This is a genomic window from Pseudomonas congelans (genome assembly GCF_900103225.1).
In the GTDB taxonomy this organism is placed as follows: Bacteria; Pseudomonadota; Gammaproteobacteria; order Pseudomonadales; family Pseudomonadaceae; genus Aquipseudomonas; species Aquipseudomonas congelans.
This window is the reverse complement of sequence record NZ_FNJH01000003.1, coordinates 506103-528660: the sequence shown is the minus strand read 5'-3', so window position 1 is coordinate 528660 and position 22558 is coordinate 506103. Positions and strand designations below refer to the sequence as shown.

Sequence of the window (22558 nt, the reverse complement as noted above, 5' to 3'; positions counted from 1 at the left end):
ATGAATTCAATACACACGTCATCTGCACTGCCTGTTCCATTGCCCTTGAGCTATAACCCTCAAGGCATTGGCGATGTTGACGTAGCAGACCCGGCCAAGCCGATAGAAATACTGATCGGCCCTATCAACCTCAAGCCAAAAGATCGGATCGACCTGTTCTGGGGAACACACAATGAGGTTATTGATACCTACACACATTCTTCAGACTCATCGAACACCAATGGCATTTTTTCATTGTATGTGGATATCCGCTGGATACAGTCAGGCCTTACGGATGTCAGCTATCTCTACACAGCGTTTCCCTCCAATATCCAGGAACATTCGCCTGTTAACAAAATAGTCGTCAAACTGGAAATCCCCGGTGGTCGGGATCCCGACCCAGCCACACCGTACGAAAATGAAAAGCTCAACATTCCGACCGTCAATCCCTCTGGCGTGATCACCTCACCGGAAGAAGTAAGCGTCACCCTCGATGCTTACGAGAATATGGCTGCAGGGGACTCGATTTTCATCTATTGGCACGGCATCAGGGTCGAATACCCTCCTCTGACAGAAGACCAGCTTGGTAAACCCGTGACTGTGAGTATCGACAAGCAGATCATTATCGAAGCGGGGGACTCGGAAAATATAGTTGTCCGGTACGACGTCAGGGATGTCGTCAATAACTGGTCCCGCTTCTCTTTCCCAGCCTATGTCGCAGTCGAGGCTGGCAACTCCAGCCTGCAGGCACCGATCGCCCCACAGGCGCCAAACATGGAGCTTGATCTCGATAAACTGGCTGGCGCTGATGTTCAAGCGCTCGTGCTGTCAAATGTCAATATCGCGATTGGCGACATCATAAATTTTGTGATGGAGCGAAACACTGCAGAAGGCATGCAACTGGAATCCTTCACTGAATCAAAAGTGGTTCAGATACCTGGCAGCTTCATCGAGTTTCTCATCCCCAATGAACAGTTCCATCCCATCGCACAGGGCCGGGCACGTCTTAAATATACGGTGATCAAAGGCACTGGCGAGGTGCTGCGCTCAAAGAGTTTGACACTCGCAGTGCTCGGTCAACCGCAGCAGTTATCATTGCCGCATGTCCAAGGCGTCACCAACGGAATTCTGAACCCTGATAGTCACAATGTGATAACTCAAGTGCCGCCTTATTACTTCATGGCAGACGGCCACGACATCAATCTGGTATGGATTGGCAAGGCTGCTAACGGTGAGACGGTCATGCATCAAGAGGTTAAAAACCTGAATGCCGATGATATCGGCAAGGGCATCGACTATTTGATTCCGGATGACAAGGTGGGTGCATTGGCAGGCGGTTCACTTGAGGTGTATTACACAGTAACCACCTACGCGAAAGCGTTCTTCAAATCGCCCATACTACGGTTGCTCGTGGACGTGGATAACAGCACTCCGCTGGAAGCTCCTGTCGTGGACAAACTGAGTGCTGACGGCGTTCTCGACCCGGCCGATATACCGCTGGAAGCCATTGTTCGCGTGTTGCCTTATCGCGCAATGGCTGAGGGAGACAAAGTCACCATTCACTGGGAAGGCGGTGATACAGAGGGTACCTATGGCACATACACCGTCATTAATTCCGGAACGGTCAACAGGGAAACCGTATTCCGCATTCCTAAACGATACGTAGATGCCAATTTAAACAGGCTGGTCCAGGTCTGGTATACGGTACAACAAGGAGACCGAATTGCTGAATCGGAGACATTGGCAATTACTATCCGTGAGATGGTGGCACTGCCCCTCCCCACCCCCACCCTGAAAGAAGCCATCGGCACCACGCTAGACCCGGCCGACGCTTTATCCGGCGCAACAGTGGTGATCGACGCGACAGCCAATCTGCAAGCCGGCGACCAGGTCATCACACAGTGGCAAGGGCCCAACGGCAATGACTCCCGCGAAAAGACCCTGACCGGCGCAGACGCTGGCAAGACGCTGGAGGTCGTGTTTGCTGCAGCGCTGGTTACGGCAAACGCCGGGCAGACGGTCGCGATTTCTTATGTCGTCAATCGCGTCAACGGCCTGGTACAGGTCTCCGGCACGCTGGCCTTGCAGATTCTGGCGGCGCAGCCCGAGCTGGTGCTGGACACTTCGCCGGTCACCCTGGCGGGCAAGGTCTATCTGCTTCCGGGCTCGCCGGACCTGCTGCCGAACTTCCCGGCTGACACCACCCTTCAGCGTCAGGCCAGTGGCGGGCAGGCACCCTATCAGTACACCTCGAGCAACCCGCTGGTCGCGAAAGTGGACAGCAACGGCCTGACCTCGGTTCGAGGCAAAGGCACGGCCATCATTACCGCGACCGATGCGCTGGGCGCGAGCAAGCACTACACGGTCACCGTGACCGGCGTCATTCATTGCGTCGGCCTGGGCAGTGGCAGCTTTTCTCAGATCAACAAAAACGCGGGTAACAATGGCGCGAGGATTCCAACCATTCACGAGCTGGTGGATATCCACGCCCTGTATGGCAATCGCTGGCCGATGGGTAACGGCAACTATTGGTCGTCGACGGTTTCAAGCGCTGGCATCGGTGGATGGAACTGGTATTACGTGAAGAACATGGTCACTGGCGGCAACTTCAAACTGAAGAGTCATAACGCCAGTCTTGGCGTAGGCATCAGATGATCGATTGCTGAAACCCCATTAAATATCCGGCAGGGCGTTGCGCTAAAGGTGTAACGCCCTGTCGCCGTTTTCAAGAGTCTTTCAGGGTCAGCCCATGCATCGTCCGACTCCCTCACCGCGGCGCCTCGTTCACCCCGCTGTCCATGAAGGCCGCTTTGCCGCCAGCATCAACACGCAGCCATTCAGGACGTCCTCACTGACAGGTCGGCTGACGCTGAGATCGGAGCTGGAACGGGCCCCAGCTCAATGGATATGGCAGGTCATCGCCGACGGCAGGGTGGGCAACAGGCGAACCACCATCGGCTTGTTTCTGGATCGCGATCTCGAGCCTGGCGACCACGACCTGATCGATCATGAGCAGATCAAGGTGATCTACAACGAAACGCTGCACCGCAAGAACACGGTTTACCACTCTGCGCATTTCCAGGGCGGCCGGCTGGTTCTGCTTGAAGCCAGCCCCTGCACACTGCGGCTAAGGGGCGTGTTCAGTTTCAATATGTCATCGATCAACCTTGATGTGACCGACGGCGCATTCGACCTGTATTGCCGGTGACTCAGGCGCGCAGGAACCCGGCAATCTCTCTCGCGGATTCAGCCAGGCATTGCTCGTGGCTGACGCCCGCGACCTTCAGTGGTTTGAGGTCGTGGTTGGCAGTCGGCAACCAGTGCAGCCGGACGGCACTCGACAATGCATAACCCTCTACTGTTTCGCGATTGCCCAGCGCGTCGCGTTCGCCCTGGACGATCAGCGTGGGTGTCTTCAGTTCGGCCAGATGAGCCACGCGTGGCTTTTCAGGCTTGCCCACGGCGTAGAACGGATAACCCAGACACACCAGCACATCGACCTCAAGCTCATCGGCGATCAGGCTGGCCATCCGCCCGCCCATTGACTTGCCGCCCACCGCCAGACACCCGGCGATGTGAGCACGCGTACAGGCGAACACCTCTCTCCAGCATTCCAGCAGTTGTGCTTGTGGATTGGGGGGACGCTTGCTGCCGCCCTGTCGCCGCTGCGCCATGTAGGGAAACTCGAAGCGCAGGACGCTGATACCTTGGGCCGCCAGATCAGCCGCCATGCGGTTCATGAAGTCGCTGTCCATCGGTGCGCCGGCACCGTGCGCCAGCAGCAGGGTCGGCGTGTCCAGCGCATGCGCAGGTAGCGCGGGCGTCCACAGCCAGCCTCTTTCACTGACCAGTTGCAGCCATTGATCGATACCGATACCGGGCTTCAAGCCGTTGCTCATGGTTACCTCATTCAGGTGGGTCACGGAGTAGCCCGCTACTATAGCGGCGAACAGGGCAGTGAATCCCGCACGAATCGCGAGCGCATGGCGCATCGTCACGCCCCGACACGTCGGACAGCCACCATTCAGGTCTGCCCGGGTACTCTGTCAAGGTGCACAAGGTCAAGTACCGAGGCGATGAGCGCCCCAAACCTGACACCGCCGGGCGGTTTCATTGACGGCACTGGCCTCGCACGTGCAACAACACCGCTGAGTCGGTCACCAGAGTCATATGCCTGCTCAGGCCAATTTGCCGGGCAATGACAGGTGTCACTGCCGACTGAACATACGTGACAGTCTTTGCGCGGGTCCTGATCAACTCGTCTGTACGCGAAGGTCGCCACCGCTGTGTTTCAGTCCAGCGGCGATGCGTGAACTCCGCACCCTGCAACGGGGTGCGGAATGCCTGCCGAGCCTGCTTTTAACGCAGTCTCATCAAGCGCAGCCACTTTTCGCACAGAGCCTGCGACTTCCCACACCTCCGTTTCAAAGCTAAACTCGCCAACACGCGTCTGCCGCAACCCTTTGACGCTCGTTGATGTGCCTGTCTGTTCCAGCCCCTGCCTTTTCGGTGTGCTTCGATGCCATTTCCAGCGCGGCATCGCCCTGTCCCGATTACGTCTGCGGTAACCCTCTGAATCGTGGAAGTCTGCAATGAGCACAACCATCACTCCGACAACCTACAACTACACAGTGGTGCGCCAGTTCGCCATCATGACCGTGGTCTGGGGCGTGGTCGGCATGAGCCTGGGCGTGTTCATCGCATCGCAACTGGTCTGGCCAGGGCTGAACCTGGAACTTGAATGGACCACCTTCGGCCGCCTGCGCCCGCTGCACACCAATCTGGTGATCTTTGCCTTCGGCGGCTGCGCGCTGTTCGCCACCTCCTATTACGTGGTGCAACGCACTTGCCAGACACGGCTGATTTCCGATGGTCTCGCAGCCTTCACCTTCTGGGGCTGGCAAGCCGTGATAGTCGGCGCCATCATGACGCTGCCGATGGGCTACACCACCACCAAGGAATATGCCGAGCTCGAATGGCCGGTGGCGATTCTGCTGGCCATTGTCTGGGCCGCCTACGCAGTGGTGTTTTTCGGCACGATCGTCAAACGCCGCACCCGGCATATCTATGTCGCCAACTGGTTCTACGGCGCATTCATCGTGGTGACCGGCATGCTGCACATCGTCAACCATATCTCGTTGCCGGTCAGCCTGTTCAAATCCTATTCGGCGTATGCCGGCGCGACCGACGCCATGATCCAGTGGTGGTACGGACACAACGCCGTCGGGTTTTTCCTGACCACCGGTTTTCTCGGCATGATGTATTACTTCGTGCCCAAGCAGGCCGAGCGCCCGGTCTACTCCTATCGTTTGTCCATCGTGCATTTCTGGGCATTGATCACCCTGTATATCTGGGCCGGCCCGCACCATCTGCACTACACCGCCCTGCCGGACTGGGCGCAGTCGCTGGGCATGGTGATGTCGATCATTCTGCTGGTGCCCAGCTGGGGCGGGATGATCAACGGCATGATGACGCTGTCGGGCGCGTGGCATAAGTTGCGGACCGATTCGATACTGCGCTTTCTGGTGGTCTCGCTGGCGTTCTACGGCATGTCGACCTTCGAAGGTCCGATGATGGCAATCAAGACCGTCAACTCGCTTTCGCACTACACGGACTGGACCATCGGCCATGTCCACGCAGGGGCACTGGGCTGGGTCGCGATGATTACCATCGGATCGGTCTACCACATGATTCCGAAACTCTATGCCCGTCCGCACATGTACAGCGTCAGCCTGATCAACACGCACTTCTGGCTCGCGACCGTCGGTACCGTCCTGTACATCACCTCGATGTGGGTCAATGGCATCACCCAGGGCCTGATGTGGCGCGCAGTGAACGACGATGGCACGCTGACCTACTCCTTCATCGAAACCATGCAGGCCAGCCACCTGGGCTATATAGTGCGGGCCATCGGCGGCGCCATTTTCACCAGCGGCATGTTGCTGATGGCCTACAACGTCGTGCGTACGATACGTGCCTCGGACCCTCAGGCGGCCGCGGCGGCCACCCGCATCGCAGTCGCGGGAGCGCATTGATGAAGCATGATGCGCTGGAAAAAAACATCGGTCTGCTGGCCTTCTTCATGGTGATTGCCGTGAGCATCGGCGGGCTGACGCAGATTGTCCCGCTGTTCTTTCAGGACGTGACCAACCAGCCTATCGAGGGCATGAAGCCGCGCAGCGCGCTTGAGGTGGAGGGCCGTGATGTGTTCATCGCCAACGGCTGCGTCGGTTGCCACTCGCAGATGATCCGCCCGTTGCGCGCCGAAACCGAGCGCTACGGGCATTACTCGGTGGCGGGCGAAAGTGTCTGGGACCACCCCTTCCTGTGGGGCTCCAAACGCACCGGGCCGGACCTGGCAAGGATCGGCGGTCGTTACTCGGACGAGTGGCACCGGGTACACCTGAACAACCCGCGCGACCTGGTCCCGACCTCGATCATGCCGGCTTATCCGTTTCTGGCCGAGAAGACAATCGACAGCACACAGACTGCGAAAAAGCTGCAGGTGCTGCGCACCCTCGGCACCCCTTACACCGACGCGGACATCGCCGGTGCAGCGGCTGCGGTACAGGGCAAGACCGAAATGGATGCGCTGGTGGCCTATCTGCAAGGCCTTGGCACGCTCATCAAGAGCAAACGGTGATCATGATGGACATCGGAATGATTCGAGGCCTGGGCACACTGGTCGTTATGGTCGCCTTCATCGGCCTGATGCTGTGGGTGTTCAGCCCGGCCCGCAAGGCAGACTTCGACGATGCGACCCTGCTGCCTTTCGCGGATGATCCCGAGGCCATCGGCAAGGTCGAAAATGCCAGGGCTGAACGGGAAGACCGGTCATGAGTACATTCTGGAGCCTGTATGTCGCGGTCCTGACCCTGGGCACCATCATCGCCATGCTCTGGCTGCTTCTGTCCACGCGCAAAGGTCAGCCCGACGAACCGACAGATGAAACCGTCGGCCATACGTTCGACGGTATCGAGGAGTACGACAACCCGCTGCCCAAATGGTGGTTCTATCTATTCGTAGCGACCATCGTCTTTGCGCTGGGCTATCTGCTCCTGTACCCGGGGCTGGGCAACTGGCAGGGTTTGCTGCCGGGTTATGAATACCGGGACCAGGACAGCAAGACACAATTCTCCGACGGCCAGCAAGGCTGGACCAGTGTCCATGAATGGGAACGAGAAGTCGCCAACGCCGAGGCCCGCTACGGGCCGCTGTTTGCCAGGTACGCCGCCATGCCCGTAGAGGACGTGGCCAAAGACCCGCAGGCGTTGAAAGTCGGCGAGCGTCTGTTCGCGTCCAACTGCTCGGTCTGCCACGGCTCTGACGCGAAAGGCGCCTATGGCTTTCCCAATCTGACCGATGCCGACTGGCGCTGGGGCGGCGATGCCCAGGCGATCAAGACCTCCATCCTTGCCGGGCGCATGGGCGTGATGCCGGCCCTGGGTGGCGTGCTTGGCGAACAAGGGGTGCGCGATGTAGCGGCCTACGTCCTGACGCAGCTGGACGCGCGCCCGCTACCGGAGGATGCCAAGGCTGACCCGGTGGCCGGACAGAAGACCTTCGCCAGCCTGTGCGTTGCCTGTCATGGGCCAGAGGGCAAGGGAATGCCGATTCTCGGCGCGCCGGACCTGACCCACCCCAACGCGTTTATCTACGGCTCCGGCTTCGCTCAGTTGCAGCAGACCATTCGTGATGGCCGCCAGGGCCAGATGCCGGCCCAGCAAGCTTTGCTGGGCAATGATCGTGTGCATATTCTGGCTGCCTATGTTTACAGCCTGTCCCGCCAGAAAAATCCTACTGAAAAAGAGTGATGCGACGCTGACAGACAGTGCGTTTGGCGTCGTGACGGCCTGACCCCCTCACGACTGCCCTTGCCGACACATCAAGGCTTGGAACCGCACCTCATCCTCATGCCGTTCAAAGCCGTATCGTCGTCGTACTTATCATCATCGTCCCCCTGATAGTCTTCGACACGTGTTTCAAAACCGATAGCAACCGTTCCGGCGGGACAACGGTAGGTTTTTTTCCAAATGCCATAACTTGTGTCATAGGGTGTAGCTATATACTGCCCGCCTTCACAGACTAGTTTGACGGAATCTACTCCAGTGTCATCTCCGTCCCCTTGAGACGGCTCGATTTTTAACTGAAATCCAACGACCGCCTCGTTGGCAGGGCAACGTTTGTAACCTGAGAAATCCCCCCATGCCCCTTCTTTGCTTCTTATGCCAACATTATCGTGGCAGTACATAACAATCGCATTGACGGCCGTATCGTCATCGTCCCCTTGCCATTCTTCCGCCTTTACATCAAAAGCGTTTATGAATTGTCCATCTGGACAGAATGCCGATGGCCCCCAAGTCCCCCACCCCCCTGCATTGTCATATTCGTCGGCGGGAGGAACCACAACACCACGTTTAAGGGGAAATACGCCCAAATTTTCCGCGGCCCCGGGATTATTGTTTTTTACGAGCCAGACCTGAAAATTCCTTTCACTCTCATTGATATCGGCGATGAGAAAAGTCTCGTCAGTTGCCGAGCCACTTAGAAAAACGGGCACACCTTGATAGGGACCTGGATATATTCCAGCACTGGTGTGAAAGTGGCCTGCAAAAATGGCTGAGACCTCATATTCCTTCAACATTTTACGAAATTTAGTGAGAATAGCTTGAGTACGTGAATCGGACGACCGGGTCCATTCCTCTGCGTCATGCATACCAACAATGACAAACTTTCCATTATCCCTTGCATTCATCAGCACACTCTCCAGCCAGCCATTCTCAACGGGTGATAAAACATGAAACTCATTTGTTGTCCATACCCCTGACGAATAAAACCATCTTATATACGAAGGGTCCAAATTCAGTTGAACATACCGCACACTTCCAAAATCCTTAAAGTAGGCGAAGCTTCCTGAATACTTTTTGGTTGAGTGAATAAACCCGCTTTCCTCAACACTGTAATCCATCTGATTACCGCCCATCCGGCCTATGAGATCCTCCATACTGTCTCGGGCGCAGCCATCGTTCACACAGTCGCCCACATTGTTCTTGTAGTCATGATTACCAAGTCCAAAATACCAATTCGTCGACAATATTGAATCCAGTGCCCCGTACAAAAATGCCCTTTCCTCCTCGTGACCAAAAGCTGTCATATCACCGTTTATGATCACCGGGTTATTACTGCTCCCTCCCATGGCCCCTGCGCGCCATGTCTGTATGGCATTGTATTGATTTCGAATCAGGTCTTCAGCGCTGACCTCCTTCACTGATGACTGGGGTAGCGGCGGGCGACTTACGCCTTGCCCGCGTACGGAATCACTCAGGCTACTCTCTTGGTTTTTTGTATCTTTTGGCCAGGGGTATTGAGGGTCGGAGGCGAACATAATATGCCTTACTATGCCGTTGGGCTCGGCCGCCGCCATCATCGCCCCTGTGCCTGAGCGATCACTTTTTAAAGCCTGCCCACACCCGGATACCAGTAACAGAACGCTGAAAAATGCATAAGAAAAAAACCTGTAAATAGACATTTATTATTCCTCGCAGGGCTTAATTACCAGAACCAATACGCACACCGAGCAGTGGATACCGATTGCGTTGGTCATAGCTATTATTGCGAACCTGCCCTAAAAATCCACTATCAAATCTGATAGGGCAAAGACTATTTCAACGCGCTCTTTCTATCGATAAAAACAATACAGCCTTTCATATCCACCCCTTTAAACAGCTCACTTATAAGTCCAACTATGCTTTAGCGCTTCTGAAAAATTACTGCACACCGCCTGCACTTGGCACGCCGACAGGACTCCAGGGTGCGTCGGGATTCATACATCCCCGATGTGCCTTTGCACTGTGAAATATCTCGCATGTTGTAGTTACATATCTACAAGCCTAGAATTACTCATTGATCCGCCACCCCGCTCATCCACTCAGGAGGTCGCTTGCATGACGACGACCCTTTCAAGCCGCGAGTTCAATCAGAACACCAGCGGGGCCAAGAAGGCTGCGAATGAAGGTCCGGTCTTCATCACCGACAGGGGGCGGCCCGCTCATGTGCTGCTTTCGATCGAGGATTATCTGAAGCTGACCGGCGGGGCAGTCAGTATTGCCGATATGCTGATCATGCCGACTGACATCGATATTGAATTCGAGCCGCAACGAGCGGTTATCAATCCCCGGCCAGTGGACTTGTCCTGATGTTTCTGCTCGACACCCATGTGGTCTTTGAACTCAGGAAGCGCAACGCCGACACCAACGTGGTGCGCTGGTCGCGAGGCCACATGGCGTCCAGCCTGTTCATCTCGGCCATTACGGTGCTGGAACTCGAAACAGATGTGCTGCAAATAGAGCGCCGCGACCCCGCTCAAGGTGCGGCGCTGCGCATGTGGCTGGAGAATCATGTCTTGAAAGCGTTCGCCGGGCGCATACTGGCGGTCGACACTCAGGTTGCCAGGCGTTGCCCCCGATTACACGTGCCCGCTCCACGCAGCGAATGCGACGCGCTGATCGCCGCCACTGCACTGGTGCACGGTATGACCGTGGTGACTCGGAACACTGTGTACTTTCAATCGTGTGGGGTCGCTTTGCTCAATCCATGGGTCGGTCCACTCAACGAAGACGCCGCCCTTTATTCGATCAACGCACGTTGAGCCCTCGCCACAGGACGCCTCAGTGAGCAACCAGATTCCGCTCCACGACATTACCCCTCTTCCCGCTGAAAGCGGCGAAACGGTCGAGCTTTACGCGTCGCGGGAAAAGATCCATACCCGCGCCTTCAAAGGCCTGTTTCGCAATCTGCGCATGGCGGGTGGCGCCGTGCTGTTGCTGATCTTTTTCGGCACGGTCTGGCTGAATCGCAGCGGGCATCAGGCGGTCTGGTGGAACCTGCCGGAACGCAAGTTCTACATCTTCGGCGCGACCTTCTGGCCGCAGGATTTTATCCTTTTGTCCGGCATTCTGATCGTTGCAGCGTTCGGGCTGTTCTTCATCACTGTCTATGCCGGCCGGGTCTGGTGTGGCTATACCTGCCCGCAGAGTGTCTGGACCTGGATGTTCATGTGGTGCGAGAAAGTCACCGAGGGCGACCGCAACCAGCGCATCAGGCTCGACCATGCACCGATGAGTGCCGGCAAACTGTTGCGCAAGCTCGCCAAGCACAGCCTGTGGCTGCTGATCGGTTTTGCCACCGGTATGACCTTCGTGGGCTATTTCTCGCCCATTCGCGCGCTGTGCGTGGATCTGTTCACGGGCCAGGCGGATGGGTGGGCCTATTTCTGGATCGGTTTCTTTACCCTGGCCACTTACCTGAATGCGGGCTGGCTGCGCGAACAGGTGTGCATTTATATGTGCCCCTACGCGCGGTTCCAAAGCGTGATGTTCGACAAGGACACGCTGATCATCTCCTACGACCAGAATCGTGGCGAAGCCCGAGGTCCGCGCAAGAAGGAAGCCGACCCTCAGGCACTGGGGCTGGGTGACTGCATCGACTGCACGATGTGCGTGCAGGTCTGCCCGACCGGCATCGACATTCGTGACGGCCTGCAGGTGGAGTGCATCAGCTGTGCGGCATGCATCGATGCCTGCGATACGGTCATGGACAAGATGGATTACCCTCGCGGCCTGATTCGCTACACCACCGAACACAATCTGTCCGGGCAACGCACCCGCACCCTGCGCCCGCGTCTGATCGGTTATGCGCTGGTCCTGCTGCTGATGATTGCGCTGCTGACGGCTGCATTCTGCATGCGTACGCTGGTAGGTCTGGAGGTCAGCAAGGACCGCATGCTGTTCCGGGAAAACGCAGAAGGCCGGATCGAAAACGTCTACAGCCTGAAAGTGATGAACAAGGATCAGGTGGACCACACCTATGTGCTGCAGGCCAGCGGCCTGCCAGACCTGAAACTGCAGGGCCGTCGGGAAATCAGTGTTCCGGCGGGCCAAATCGTCAGCCTGCCGGTGGAGCTGTCCAGTGCGCCGGAAAAACTGTCGTCGCACAGCAACGAGGTAACCTTTACCCTCAAGGACATCGACAGCGATACCCAGGTCGAGACCCAAAGCCGCTTCCTCGGCCCACCTATTCGTTAAGAGCCCCGCCATGCCCGCCGCGACTGCTGCAACCCCCTGGTACCGGCATCTATGGCCATGGATCATTATCGCCATCCTGACCGGCTCGGTGACCTTGAGCCTGTCGATGGTGTTCATCGCCGTGACCCACCCGGATCCGCTGGTCACCGATAACTATTACGAGGCTGGCAAAGGCATCAATCGCTCGTTGAATCGCGAAGTGCTCGCCCAGACCCTCAAGCTGCACGCGCGCTTGCACATGGATGAACTGACCGGCGAAGTCGAGCTGCGCCTGAGCGGCAACAGCAACCCGGAGCGTCTGGAACTCAACCTCATTTCGCCCACGCGCCCTGACAGTGATCGCCGGGTGTTCCTGACCCGCAGCCCTTCCGGGCAGGGCCGTTACATCGGTCAGTTGCAGGACAAGGTCAACGGTCGGCGTTTTGTGGAGCTGCTGGGTGTCGAAGGCGAGCAGACCTGGCGCCTGTTCGAGGAAGAACAGATCGGCACTGACGACGTGACCCTGGGTGACGAGCCCCTGCAAGCCGCGCAACGCCGGAAAGACTGAACGTGGCCAAGCTCTCCTCTCCCGCGCCGGTGCAGTGCTACCACTGCGGTTTGCCGGTTCCGGCGGGCAGCCATTTCAACGCGCTGGTGCTCGGTGCATCCCGACAGCTGTGCTGCCCCGGTTGTCAGGCAGTGACCGAGGCCATCGTCGCCAGCGGTCTGGACAATTATTACCGCCACCGCAGTGAAACCTCGGCCAACCCGGAAAGTCTGCCCACCCAATTGCTCGACGAACTGGCGCTCTACGACCGCGCCGATGTACAGGCGCCATTCGTGCGCCACGACGGCGACCTCTCGGAAGCCACCCTGCTTGTCGAAGGCATCAGTTGCGCGGCCTGCGGCTGGCTGATCGAGCAACACCTGGGACGCCTGCCTGCGGTGACTGAGGCGCGCATGAACCTGTCCACTCATCGCCTGCTGGTGCGCTGGAACGCCGACCAGCTTGCCCTCAGCCAATTGCTGAGCGAACTGCACGCGATTGGCTATGTCGCCCATCCATGGCAGGCCGACCGCGCTGCCGAACGCATGGCACGTGACAATCGCCTGGCGTTGCGACAACTGGGCGTCGCCGGCCTGCTGTGGTTTCAGGCAATGATGGCAACCATGGCCACCTGGCCGGAGTTCAATATCGATCTCAGCCCGCAGATGCATACCATCCTGCGCTGGGTAGCCCTGTTTCTGACCACGCCGATTGTCTTCTACAGTTGCGCGCCGTTCTTTCGCGGTGCGTGGCGCGACCTGCGCAGCCGTCACCTGACAATGGATGTCTCGGTGTCGCTGGCAATAGGCGCGGCCTACGCCGCAGGTATCTGGACCGCCGTCACTGGCGCTGGGGAACTGTATTTCGATGCGGTCGGCATGTTTGCACTGTTCCTGCTGACCGGACGTTACCTGGAACGCCGGGCCCGCGAGCGCACGGCGGCGGCCACGGCCCAGTTGGTCAACGTGCTGCCCGCCTCATGCCTGCGCCTCAGCGATGACGGCCAGAGCCAGCGCATCATGCTCAGCGAACTGCACTTGGCCGATCGGGTGCTGGTGCAGCCCGGCGCAGTAATACCGGCTGATGGCAAAATCCTCGAAGGTCGCTCCAGTGTCGATGAGTCGCTGTTGACCGGCGAATACCTGCCGCAAACGCGCAGTGTGGGCGATGCGGTCACCGCAGGAACGCTGAATGTCGAAAGCCCGCTGACCATCGGCGTGACGGCGCTGGGTCACGAAACCCGCCTTTCGGCCATTGTCCGGCTGCTCGAACGCGCACAGGCAGAAAAGCCCCGACTCGCGCAGATCGCCGACCGGGCGGCACAGACCTTTCTGCTGTTTTCGCTGATCGCGGCTGCACTGATCGGGGTGATCTGGTGGCAGCTGGATGCTTCGCGCGCTTTCTGGATCGTTTTGGCCATGCTCGTCGCCACCTGCCCCTGCGCCCTGTCGCTGGCGACACCGACCGCCCTGACTGCGGCGACCGGCACGCTGCACACAATCGGCCTGCTGCTGACCCGGGGTCATGTGCTCGAAGGCCTCAACCAGATCGACACGGTCATCTTCGACAAGACCGGCACCCTGACCGAAGGGCGCCTGACGCTGCGTAGCATCCACCCGCTGCGCGAGCTGGACGCCGATCGCTGCCTGGCGCTGGCGGCGGCGCTGGAAAACCGCTCCGAGCACCCCATCGCCCGCGCGTTCGGTCGAGCGCCAAGGGCTGCCGAAGAGGTGCTTAGTACACCGGGGCTAGGGTTGGAAGGTCGTGTTGACGGGCATCTGTTGCGCATCGGCGAGGCGGCTTTCGTCTGTGCGCTGAGCGGCGCTGAAACACCCTTGCCAACCGAGCGGTCCGGCCAATGGCTGTTGCTGGGCGATGCGCGGGGCCCACTCGCATGGCTGGTGCTGGACGACCGGCTGCGCGAGGATGCAGACACCCTCTTACACGCGTGCCGGGCGCGAGGCTGGAAGACGCTGCTGCTGTCTGGTGACAGCTCGCCGATGGTTGACAGTGTCGCGCAGGCGCTGGGCATTGATGAAGCGCGTGGCGGCATGCGCCCGGACGACAAGCTGGAGGTGCTGCGCCAGCTTCAGGCTCAGGGGCGCAAGGTGCTGATGATCGGTGACGGAGTGAACGACGTGCCGGTCATGGCAGCAGCCGACATCAGTGTGGCAATGGGCTCGGCCACCGATCTCGCCAAAACCAGCGCTGACGCCGTGCTGCTGTGCAACCGCTTGCCGGTGCTGATCGACGCCCTGAATCTGGCCCGACGCACGCGTAGCGTCATTATCGAAAACCTGCTCTGGGCCGGTCTGTACAATGGCCTCATGCTGCCCTTCGCAGCGATGGGCTGGATCACTCCGGTGTGGGCGGCGATCGGCATGTCGGTCAGTTCACTGACCGTGGTGCTCAACGCTTTGCGGCTGACCCGCCTGCCGCGTCGTGCGCTTGCCCCCCACTCTGCCCCGGAGGTTTCATGCCCGCGCTTTACATCATGATCCCTGCCGCCCTGCTGCTGGTGGGCGTCGCGATCTACGTGTTTTTCTGGGCGGTGGACAGCGGCCAGTACGACGACATGGAAGGCCCGGCACACAGCATATTGTTCGATGACACGCCGCCTGTGGAGCATGCCGCGCCTGAGCCCCACCAGCCGGGCTCTGACGAGAAACGCGATGTTTGAACTCGCTTCGCTGCTGTTCTCGGCGTTCATTCTCGGGCTGCTGGGCGGTGGGCACTGTCTGGGCATGTGTGGTGGCCTGATGGGGGCCCTGACGCTGGCCATCCCCAAGGAGCAGCGCAGCCGCCGGTTTCGTTTGTTGCTGGCCTACAACCTGGGGCGCATTCTCAGCTACACCGCAGCCGGCCTGTGTTCCGGACTGGTCGGCTGGGCGGTGGCGCAAAGTCCGCTGGCGACGGGCTTGCGCATCATTGCCGCCGTGTTGCTGATCATGATGGGGCTGTACCTGGCCGGCTGGTGGAGCGGGCTTACCTATATAGAGCGTCTTGGCCGGGGCCTGTGGCGCTATTTGCAACCCTTGGCCAGTCGCCTGTTGCCGGTGTCCAGTGTGCCGCGCGCCTTGTTGCTCGGCGCCCTGTGGGGCTGGCTGCCCTGCGGGCTGGTCTACAGCGCCCTGCTCTGGGCCGCCAGTCAGGGCAATCCTCTCGACAGCGCGCTGCTGATGCTGGCCTTCGGGCTGGGCACCTGGCCCGTTCTGCTGGCCACCGGCCTGGCTGCCGAACGCACCACCGCTTTACTGCGCAAACGTGGTGTGCGCATGGCAGGAGGGCTGCTGGTGATGGTCTTCGGTGTCTGGACCTTGCCAGGCCCGCATCAACATTGGCTGATGGGGCATTGAGGCAGTCAACTCTTGCCATTTGATCCACATCAACGCCGACCCTCGCCCCCCTGCGTATGCTCGCGACATCGCCAGCCGGACCGGGAAACGCGCGCATGCTTGACGCCATTCGTTGGGATTCAGACCTGATCCATCGCTACGATGTGGCCGGACCGCGCTATACGTCCTATCCGACGGCGGTGCAGTTTCACACCCAAGTGGGCGCCTTCGATCTGCTGCACGCGCTGCGCGAAAGCCGCAAGGCGTCACGTCCGTTGTCGCTCTACGTGCATCTGCCCTTCTGCGCGAACATTTGCTACTACTGCGCCTGCAACAAAGTCATCACCAAGGATCGCGGACGCGCTCAGGCCTACCTGCAACGACTCGAACACGAGATGCAGATGCTCGCCTGCCACCTGGCACCCGGTCAGGTGGTGGAGCAACTGCACCTGGGCGGCGGCACACCGACCTTTCTCAGTCACGATGAATTGCGCCGTTTGATGGCGCAGTTGCGCTTGCATTTCAACCTGCTGGACGACGACTCCGGCGACTATGGCATCGAGATCGATCCACGCGAAGCGGACTGGTCGACGATGGGGCTGCTGCGCGAGCTGGGTTTCAACCGGGTCAGCCTGGGCGTGCAGGACCTCGACCCGACGGTGCAGCGGGCGATCAACCGCATGCAGAGCCTGGAAGAGACCCGCGCGATTGTCGAAGCCGCACGTACGCTGCAATTTCGTTCGGTGAATATTGACCTGATCTACGGTCTGCCCGCACAGAATCCGCAGACCTTCAGCCACACCGTGGACAAGATCATCGATCTGCAGCCTGATCGGCTGTCGGTATTCAACTACGCGCATCTGCCCGAGCGCTTCATGCCGCAGCGGCGCATCGAAGCGGCGGATCTGCCGGATGCAGCGAGCAAACTGCTGATGCTGGAACGCACCGTCGAACAATTGGGCAGCGCCGGTTATCGCTACATCGGCATGGACCATTTCGCCCTGCCCGACGACGAGCTGGCCACCGCTCAGGAGGACCTGACCCTGCAGCGCAACTTTCAGGGCTATACCACGCACGGCCACTGCGATCTGATCGGGCTGGGGGTCTCGGCCATCAGCCAGGTCGGCGAGCTGTACAGCCAGAACAGCAGCGACCTGAGCGAGTACCTGCGGTTGCTGGACAGCGACCAGCCCGCAACCCGACGCGGGCTGCTCTGCAGCGATGACGACCGCATCAGGCGCGCCGTCATTCAGCAACTGATCTGCCACTTCACGCTGGATTTCGGCGAAATCGAAAAGGCCTTTTGCATCGATTTCAAGGACTATTTCAGCGAAGCGTGGCCGCAACTGCTTGGCATGGCGAGCGACGGGCTGATCACACTGAGCGATACCGGCCTTGAAGTCAGACCGGCAGGTCGACTGCTGGTACGCGCAGTGTGCATGGTCTTCGATGCCTACCTGACACGGCAGAACAGACAGCAGTTCTCCCGGGTGATATGACCCGCGGCCAAGTGCTACATTTTGGCCAGAACCAGCATCCCCGCCTTCGTTTTGTCGGAGTCGCTGGAGTTCAGGCTGTTCATGAGCGACGACAGATCGGCCGTGGAATTGCTCACTTGCGCCTGCAACGTGCTGAGCACGGTCTGTAGCGCCGCAGCCTTGGTCCTTCGCTCCTCGGGGCTCAGGCTGGGGTCATTCAGCGCCTTCTGGATCTGCTCCATGGTTTCCTCGATCCTGCGCTGAAGTTCGCGAATCGCCTTGAGGATCTTCTGCACGGAAGAAGGCAGGCCGCTCTGCTCGATATCAGCGTTTCTGGAAGACGAAGACGCAGCGGCCTTGCCTTCTGCCGACAAGTTGACCTGTACGCCCTTTTTCTCGCTTGCAGGCGTCTCGGCAGTGCCTGGATCGGCATAACTGTAGGTGGTCTGCGAAGTCGCAGTCCGTAACGTAATGCTGTTGATCAACGGGAGTGTCGTTGACATGACAAGGCATCCTGGTGTGGCTGAAGGAATACAGGTTTATCGGCAGGCAGCCTGCAACCTTGATGATGCCGACAGTTTTGCAGGCTGGCCCCGACAAGCATGGGTGAGTTACCCTTACGGCTTATGTGTGATTTCCCACAAGGAATTAAGTGATGTCCGAGCCAGTCAAGTCGCGCGCTCAAACCCAGGCTCACTGCAAGGATTGCAGTCTCGCGCCGTTGTGCCTGCCCCTTTCGTTGAACACCGAAGACATGGACAGCCTTGACCAGATCGTCAAACGCGGCCGGCCACTGAAAAAGGGCGAGTTTCTGTTTCGTCAGGGGGATACCTTCGAGTCGGTCTACGCGGTGCGTTCCGGGGCACTGAAAACCTTCAATATCAGTGACAGCGGCGAAGAACAGCTCACCGGCTTTCACCTGCCCAGCGAACTGGTGGGCATGTCAGGCATGGACGCCGAGGCTTACCCGGTCTCGGCGCAGGCACTGGAAACCACATCGGTCTGCGAAATCCCGTTCGAGCGTCTGGACGAGCTTTCCGTAAAACTGCCGCAACTGCGTCGGCAGTTGATGCGCGTCATGAGCCGTGAGATCCGTGACGATCAGCAAATGATGCTGCTGCTGTCGAAAAAGACTGCCGATGAGCGTATCGCCACGTTTCTGATCAATCTCTCTGCACGCTTCCGCGCCAGAGGCTTTTCGGCCAATCAGTTCCGCCTGAGCATGTCGCGCAACGAAATCGGTAATCACCTGGGTCTGGCAGTCGAAACGGTTTCCCGGGTATTTACCCGGTTCCAGCAAAATCAGCTGATTTCTGCCGAAGGCAAAGAGATACATATCCTCGCCCCCATCGAGCTGTGCGCGTTGGCTGGCGGATCGATGCAAAGCTGAAACGTGCGATCTTTGGCGGGTCGGCTTAAACTGTCGGCCAAAACTGCCATGGAACCCCCTGATGACTTTCGATCAATCGAACTTCAAATCCCTGATACGCCCGGTCGTGGACTTTCCCAAGCCGGGCGTGGTCTTCCGCGATATCACGCCCCTCTTCCAATCGCCCAAGGCCACCCGTCAGGTGATTGACAGCTTCGTGCAGCGCTACATCGATGCCGAGTTCAGCCATATCGGCGTTATGGACGCACGGGGTTTTCTGATTGGTTCGGTGGTCGCGTATCAGTTGAACAAGCCGCTGGTGCTGTTCCGCAAACAAGGCAAGCTGCCTGCCGATGTGCTGTCGGAGGCGTATCAGACCGAATACGGCGAAGCGTATCTTGAAGTGCATGCCGACAGTCTGTGCGAAGGTGACTCGGTCATCATGTTCGATGACCTGATCGCAACCGGGGGCACGCTGATCGCCGCCGCCAACCTGATCCGCCGCATGGGTGCCGAAGTGTATGAGGCCGCTGCGATCATCGACTTGCCGGAACTGGGCGGCTCCAAGCGTCTCAACGACCTGAAGATCCCGACGTTCTGCCTGACCGAGTTTGCGCTGGACGAGCAGTAAGGGCATAGGCACGAGAGCTACAGGTTCCGAACGGTCCAGCGCTCACGGCTATCGTAAATGCGTTTTTTTCGCGATGGCACTGACGACGCAGAGTGCGACGTAAGTGACGGCTGAGTCCTGGCGCTGATCCGGGGGTAGCCTGGCAGGACGCCAGGCTAGCCGCACCGGGCCATGGATGGCCCGTTGCGGCGACTCCCGGATCAGTGTCAGGGCGAAGGAACCCGACGAAGTCGGGCCGGAAACGGAGCGAGGGGGTTTGCCTACTTTGGCCCCATCAAAGTAGGTCGCCGAGGGGCGAAAAGGTCACTTGAGTCGAACCTCAATCAACCTGAAATCGCAAAACCGCTGTGTGACGCAGAGCGTCACGAACTGCATTCCCACGCGGAGCATGGGAACGATAGCCATCCCGAACGAGAAACTAGCTCGCTGTATTACCGTGCAGTTTGGTCATCAACTGAGCTTCGGCCTGGGTCAGGCCGCAGGACTGGGTCAGCTCATCGATGCTGGCACCCATGCCGACCAGACGTGCGGCCTGGGCGAAGGACAGCGTGGAGGGATCGCGCTGCTCCAGCGCGGTGAGCTTGTCCGGCAACGGCGCAACAACGGCACGCAGCTCATGCAACGCTTCGCCCATGCGCACCGTACCGTTCTGGTAGTTGTCCAGGCGTCTGGCCAACTCCTTGATCCGCTGATCCCGCAAGGCAGCCGCCTCATCACGCTCGGCGTCGAGCTTGCGCTGACGCCTGGTATGGGCCAGGAACATAAACAGGGTGACTACCCAGAGAATGCCCAGGAAGACGACAGCTACCTCAAAGATCAATCAGATGTTCTCCAGCTCGGACCACTCTTCTTCGGACATCATTTTGTCCAGTTCAACCAGAATCAACAGTTCGCCGTTCTTGTTGCAAACGCCCTGAATGAACTTGGCCGACTCGTCGTTACCGACGTTAGGCGCAGTTTCAACTTCTGACTGACGCAAGTAAACCACTTCAGCCACGCTGTCGACCAGGATACCGACGACTTGCTTGTCGGCTTCGATGATCACGATACGCGTGTTGTCGCTGACTTCAACCGGGTCCAGGCCGAAACGCTGACGGGTATCGATCACGGTCACGACGTTACCGCGCAGGTTGATGATGCCCAGTACGTAGCTTGGCGCACCCGGCACCGGGGCGATTTCAGTGTAGCGCAGCACTTCCTGCACCTGCATTACGTTGATGCCGTAGGACTCGTTGTCCAGGCGGAACGTAACCCATTGCAGAATAGGATCTTCGGAACCTTGTGCAGACGACTTATTCATAACCCCAACCCCTCACGTGTGTTCTTTGCAGGTGACGCCACTGGCATCGACCCATGATTATTTCGACTTGTTCAACTGCTTGACCGCACCACTGGCTATCAGCTCGGCCAACTCTGCAACATCCAGCAACGCGCACATATGCTCGATGACCGTACCCGCCAGCCATGGACGATGACCTCGCTGCGCGCGCCATTTGATCTCGTTCGGATCAAGACGCAACGAACGGCTGACCTGATGCACCGCCAGCCCCCACTCGTATCCCTGCACCGAAATCACGTACTGCAATCCCTGGCGAAAATCGTCGCGGTAGCGATCAGGCATGATCCAGCGCGCGGTATCCAACACTTTCAGGTTGCCTGCCTGACAGGGCAGGATCCCGAGAAACCAGTCCGGCTGACCGAACAGCGGCGTCAGCTCCTGCCCTGCCAGCGGATAAATCGACCCCAGGCACACCAGCGGCACCGCCAGCGTCAGACCGGCCACATCGAACAACAGACATTCGAACGGCTCGGCAGCCCATGCCGGACGACCATCGCTGGTCGGCGGCGGTGTCGGCGTGCGTTGAGCTGCCAGCGTGCTCAACTCGGCGACCGGTTCTACCAGCGCAACGGTTGGCACTGCCTCTTCGACCTGAGCCACTTCAACCTGCACCGCTTCGGCAACGATCACCGGAGCGACTTCAACCACTGGCGCAGGCGCTGCGACCTTTACCTCGACAGCCACCGGAGCCGGTGCGGCAACCGCGACTGCCAGCGGCTTGATCTGCGCCTGCATCCGCGCATCAAAGGCCTGCTCTTCGAGCACAGCCGCCTGAAATTCATCGATGCTGCTGCCGGGCTCTTCAAGCACTTCAGTCGCGTCGTACAGCAATGCATCCAGGTAGGACTGCAAAGCCAGTTTGGGTCGTGTTGCTACTTCTACAGGGCGGTTCATACCGGGGCCCAACAAAAAATGGAGCATGTGCAGCCTGATAGAGTTATCGGCCGCATTGAGGCATCACTTGAGCAAACAATGTAGAAAGAGTCGACGTTCACGTCAGGCCACCTGCGCATTGAGCTGCTCGGCGAGCATATGCTTGAGCAATGCCCGGTAAGCGATCACACCGCGACTCTTGCTGTCGTTCTGCGACGGCGTAAGCCCCAGACGGCTGGCATCGCGCAGTCGTGTGTCGACCGGCACATAGGCTTGCCAGACATGCTCGGGGAAGCTGTCGCGCAACAGTTTCAAGGTGCCCATAGAGGCCTGGGTACGCCGGTCGAACAATGTCGGCACGATGGTGTAAGGCAGCGGCACCTTGCGCGAACGATTGATCATGGTCAGCGTATTGACCATGCGCTCCAGACCTTTTACAGCGAGAAACTCGGTCTGCACCGGAATCGCCAGCTGCTGGCTCGCAGCCAGTGCATTGACCATGAGAACGCCCAGCAGCGGCGGACTGTCGATCAACGCATAGTCAAAATCCTGCCACAACTGAGCCAGACTTTTTGCAATGACCAGGCCCAGACCACTCTGCCCGGGTGATTGGCGTTCCAGTGTGGCGAGTGCAGTGCTGGACGGTATCAGCGAGATACGTTTATCGCTGGTAGGCAGCAGCAACTGGCCGGGAAGACCGTCCGGCACCGCGCCTTTGTGCAGGAACAGATCGAAAGCGCTGTGTTCCAGCTCGTCCGGGTTATGCCCGAAATAACTGGTCATGGAGCCGTGAGGGTCAAGATCGACCACGACCACGCGCTTGCCTGAATCGGCCAGCAAACCGGCCAGGGCAATGGTCGTGGTGGTCTTTCCGACTCCACCTTTCTGGTTGGCTACTGCCCAGACTCTCATTGATGTTTTTCCTTCCGTACAGCGACGACCATA

23 protein-coding genes are annotated in these 22558 nt (G+C 58.9%); 16 read left to right on the top strand and 7 right to left on the bottom strand.

Annotated features, from left to right (window positions below):
• On the top strand, window positions 1-2634 hold the full coding sequence (locus BLR20_RS13765; RefSeq protein ID WP_054992390.1) for a hypothetical protein: 2634 nt from the start codon (window positions 1-3) through the stop codon (window positions 2632-2634).
• A 94-nt stretch (window positions 2635-2728) separates the two neighbouring features.
• Window positions 2729-3187 carry a hypothetical protein gene (locus BLR20_RS13760; protein ID WP_054992391.1) on the top strand — a complete coding sequence of 153 codons (459 nt, stop codon included), beginning with the start codon at window positions 2729-2731 and terminating at the stop codon, window positions 3185-3187.
• Between the two features lies 1 nt (window position 3188).
• Here the strand turns inward: BLR20_RS13760 and BLR20_RS13755 are convergent, their stop codons facing one another.
• The gene (locus BLR20_RS13755; RefSeq protein WP_054992392.1) at window positions 3189-3878 is read right to left on the bottom strand and encodes an alpha/beta family hydrolase; all 690 of its coding nucleotides are present in this window, start codon (window positions 3876-3878) and stop codon (window positions 3189-3191) included.
• A gap of 693 nt (window positions 3879-4571) precedes the next feature.
• On the opposite strand from BLR20_RS13755, the gene ccoN reads away from it, so the two are divergent.
• The 4 genes from ccoN to ccoP are packed head-to-tail and all read left to right on the top strand — an operon-like array spanning window position 4572 to window position 7793.
• Entirely contained in the window at window positions 4572-6014 is a 1443-nt protein-coding gene (gene ccoN, locus BLR20_RS13750) for a cytochrome-c oxidase, cbb3-type subunit I (protein WP_054992393.1), read from the top strand.
• Complete coding sequence (gene ccoO, locus BLR20_RS13745) at window positions 6014-6622, top strand: cytochrome-c oxidase, cbb3-type subunit II (RefSeq protein WP_003391400.1); 609 nt, start codon at window positions 6014-6016, stop codon at window positions 6620-6622. Before ccoN ends, ccoO begins: the two co-directional genes overlap by 1 nt.
• Before the next feature lie 5 nt (window positions 6623-6627).
• Entirely contained in the window at window positions 6628-6819 is a 192-nt protein-coding gene (locus BLR20_RS13740; RefSeq protein WP_010426872.1) for a CcoQ/FixQ family Cbb3-type cytochrome c oxidase assembly chaperone, read from the top strand.
• Window positions 6816-7793, top strand: a complete 978-nt coding sequence (gene ccoP, locus BLR20_RS13735) for a cytochrome-c oxidase, cbb3-type subunit III (RefSeq protein WP_032611873.1) — start codon at window positions 6816-6818, stop codon at window positions 7791-7793. Before BLR20_RS13740 ends, ccoP begins: the two co-directional genes overlap by 4 nt.
• Window positions 7794-7864: 71 nt before the next feature.
• Here the strand turns inward: ccoP and BLR20_RS13730 are convergent, their stop codons facing one another.
• On the bottom strand, window positions 7865-9508 hold the full coding sequence (locus BLR20_RS13730; protein WP_054992394.1) for a metallophosphoesterase: 1644 nt from the start codon (window positions 9506-9508) through the stop codon (window positions 7865-7867).
• 415 nt (window positions 9509-9923) lie between these two features.
• Here BLR20_RS13730 and BLR20_RS13725 point away from each other — a divergent pair, with 415 nt between their 5' ends.
• The 8 genes from BLR20_RS13725 to hemN all read left to right on the top strand — a co-directional run bounded on the left by BLR20_RS13725 (window position 9924) and on the right by hemN (window position 17422).
• Entirely contained in the window at window positions 9924-10175 is a 252-nt protein-coding gene (locus tag BLR20_RS13725) for a type II toxin-antitoxin system Phd/YefM family antitoxin (protein WP_054992395.1), read from the top strand.
• The gene (locus BLR20_RS13720) at window positions 10175-10627 is read left to right on the top strand and encodes a type II toxin-antitoxin system VapC family toxin (RefSeq protein ID WP_032611878.1); all 453 of its coding nucleotides are present in this window, start codon (window positions 10175-10177) and stop codon (window positions 10625-10627) included. Before BLR20_RS13725 ends, BLR20_RS13720 begins: the two co-directional genes overlap by 1 nt.
• A 22-nt stretch (window positions 10628-10649) precedes the next feature.
• Window positions 10650-12062, top strand: coding sequence for a cytochrome c oxidase accessory protein CcoG (gene ccoG / locus BLR20_RS13715; RefSeq protein ID WP_054992396.1), 1413 nt, complete (start codon window positions 10650-10652; stop codon window positions 12060-12062).
• Between the two features lie 10 nt (window positions 12063-12072).
• Window positions 12073-12609, top strand: coding sequence for a FixH family protein (locus BLR20_RS13710; protein ID WP_010426875.1), 537 nt, complete (start codon window positions 12073-12075; stop codon window positions 12607-12609).
• Window positions 12610-12611: 2 nt separating this feature from the next.
• Window positions 12612-15086 (top strand): heavy metal translocating P-type ATPase, encoded by a 2475-nt coding sequence (locus BLR20_RS13705; protein ID WP_054992397.1) that lies wholly within the window; start codon window positions 12612-12614, stop codon window positions 15084-15086.
• Window positions 15065-15268, top strand: a complete 204-nt coding sequence (gene ccoS, locus BLR20_RS13700; RefSeq protein WP_054992398.1) for a cbb3-type cytochrome oxidase assembly protein CcoS — start codon at window positions 15065-15067, stop codon at window positions 15266-15268. The genes BLR20_RS13705 and ccoS overlap by 22 nt, the downstream gene beginning before the upstream one ends.
• Entirely contained in the window at window positions 15261-15944 is a 684-nt protein-coding gene (locus BLR20_RS13695) for a sulfite exporter TauE/SafE family protein (protein ID WP_010426878.1), read from the top strand. The genes ccoS and BLR20_RS13695 overlap by 8 nt, the downstream gene beginning before the upstream one ends.
• Window positions 15945-16039: 95 nt before the next feature.
• A complete protein-coding gene (gene hemN / locus BLR20_RS13690; RefSeq protein WP_010426879.1) occupies window positions 16040-17422 on the top strand; it encodes an oxygen-independent coproporphyrinogen III oxidase in 1383 nt (460 codons plus the stop codon).
• A gap of 14 nt (window positions 17423-17436) precedes the next feature.
• Here the strand turns inward: hemN and BLR20_RS13685 are convergent, their stop codons facing one another.
• A complete protein-coding gene (locus BLR20_RS13685) occupies window positions 17437-17904 on the bottom strand; it encodes a hypothetical protein (RefSeq protein ID WP_010426880.1) in 468 nt (155 codons plus the stop codon).
• Between the two features lie 152 nt (window positions 17905-18056).
• Here BLR20_RS13685 and fnr point away from each other — a divergent pair, with 152 nt between their 5' ends.
• A complete protein-coding gene (fnr, locus tag BLR20_RS13680) occupies window positions 18057-18791 on the top strand; it encodes a fumarate/nitrate reduction transcriptional regulator Fnr (RefSeq protein ID WP_010426881.1) in 735 nt (244 codons plus the stop codon).
• A gap of 61 nt (window positions 18792-18852) precedes the next feature.
• Window positions 18853-19401 (top strand): adenine phosphoribosyltransferase, encoded by a 549-nt coding sequence (locus BLR20_RS13675; RefSeq protein WP_003370206.1) that lies wholly within the window; start codon window positions 18853-18855, stop codon window positions 19399-19401.
• Between the two features lie 418 nt (window positions 19402-19819).
• On the opposite strand, the gene BLR20_RS13670 is transcribed toward BLR20_RS13675, so the two are convergent.
• From BLR20_RS13670 to BLR20_RS13655, 4 genes are all read right to left on the bottom strand, one after another.
• Window positions 19820-20221, bottom strand: coding sequence for a DUF2802 domain-containing protein (locus BLR20_RS13670; protein WP_003316837.1), 402 nt, complete (start codon window positions 20219-20221; stop codon window positions 19820-19822).
• On the bottom strand, window positions 20222-20701 hold the full coding sequence (locus tag BLR20_RS13665; RefSeq protein WP_010427683.1) for a chemotaxis protein CheW: 480 nt from the start codon (window positions 20699-20701) through the stop codon (window positions 20222-20224).
• Window positions 20702-20758: 57 nt separating this feature from the next.
• Window positions 20759-21661 carry a CheW domain-containing protein gene (locus BLR20_RS13660; protein WP_025990811.1) on the bottom strand — a complete coding sequence of 301 codons (903 nt, stop codon included), beginning with the start codon at window positions 21659-21661 and terminating at the stop codon, window positions 20759-20761.
• A 75-nt stretch (window positions 21662-21736) separates the two neighbouring features.
• Window positions 21737-22525 carry a ParA family protein gene (locus BLR20_RS13655; protein WP_010427678.1) on the bottom strand — a complete coding sequence of 263 codons (789 nt, stop codon included), beginning with the start codon at window positions 22523-22525 and terminating at the stop codon, window positions 21737-21739.
• Window positions 22526-22558 lie beyond the last annotated feature (33 nt).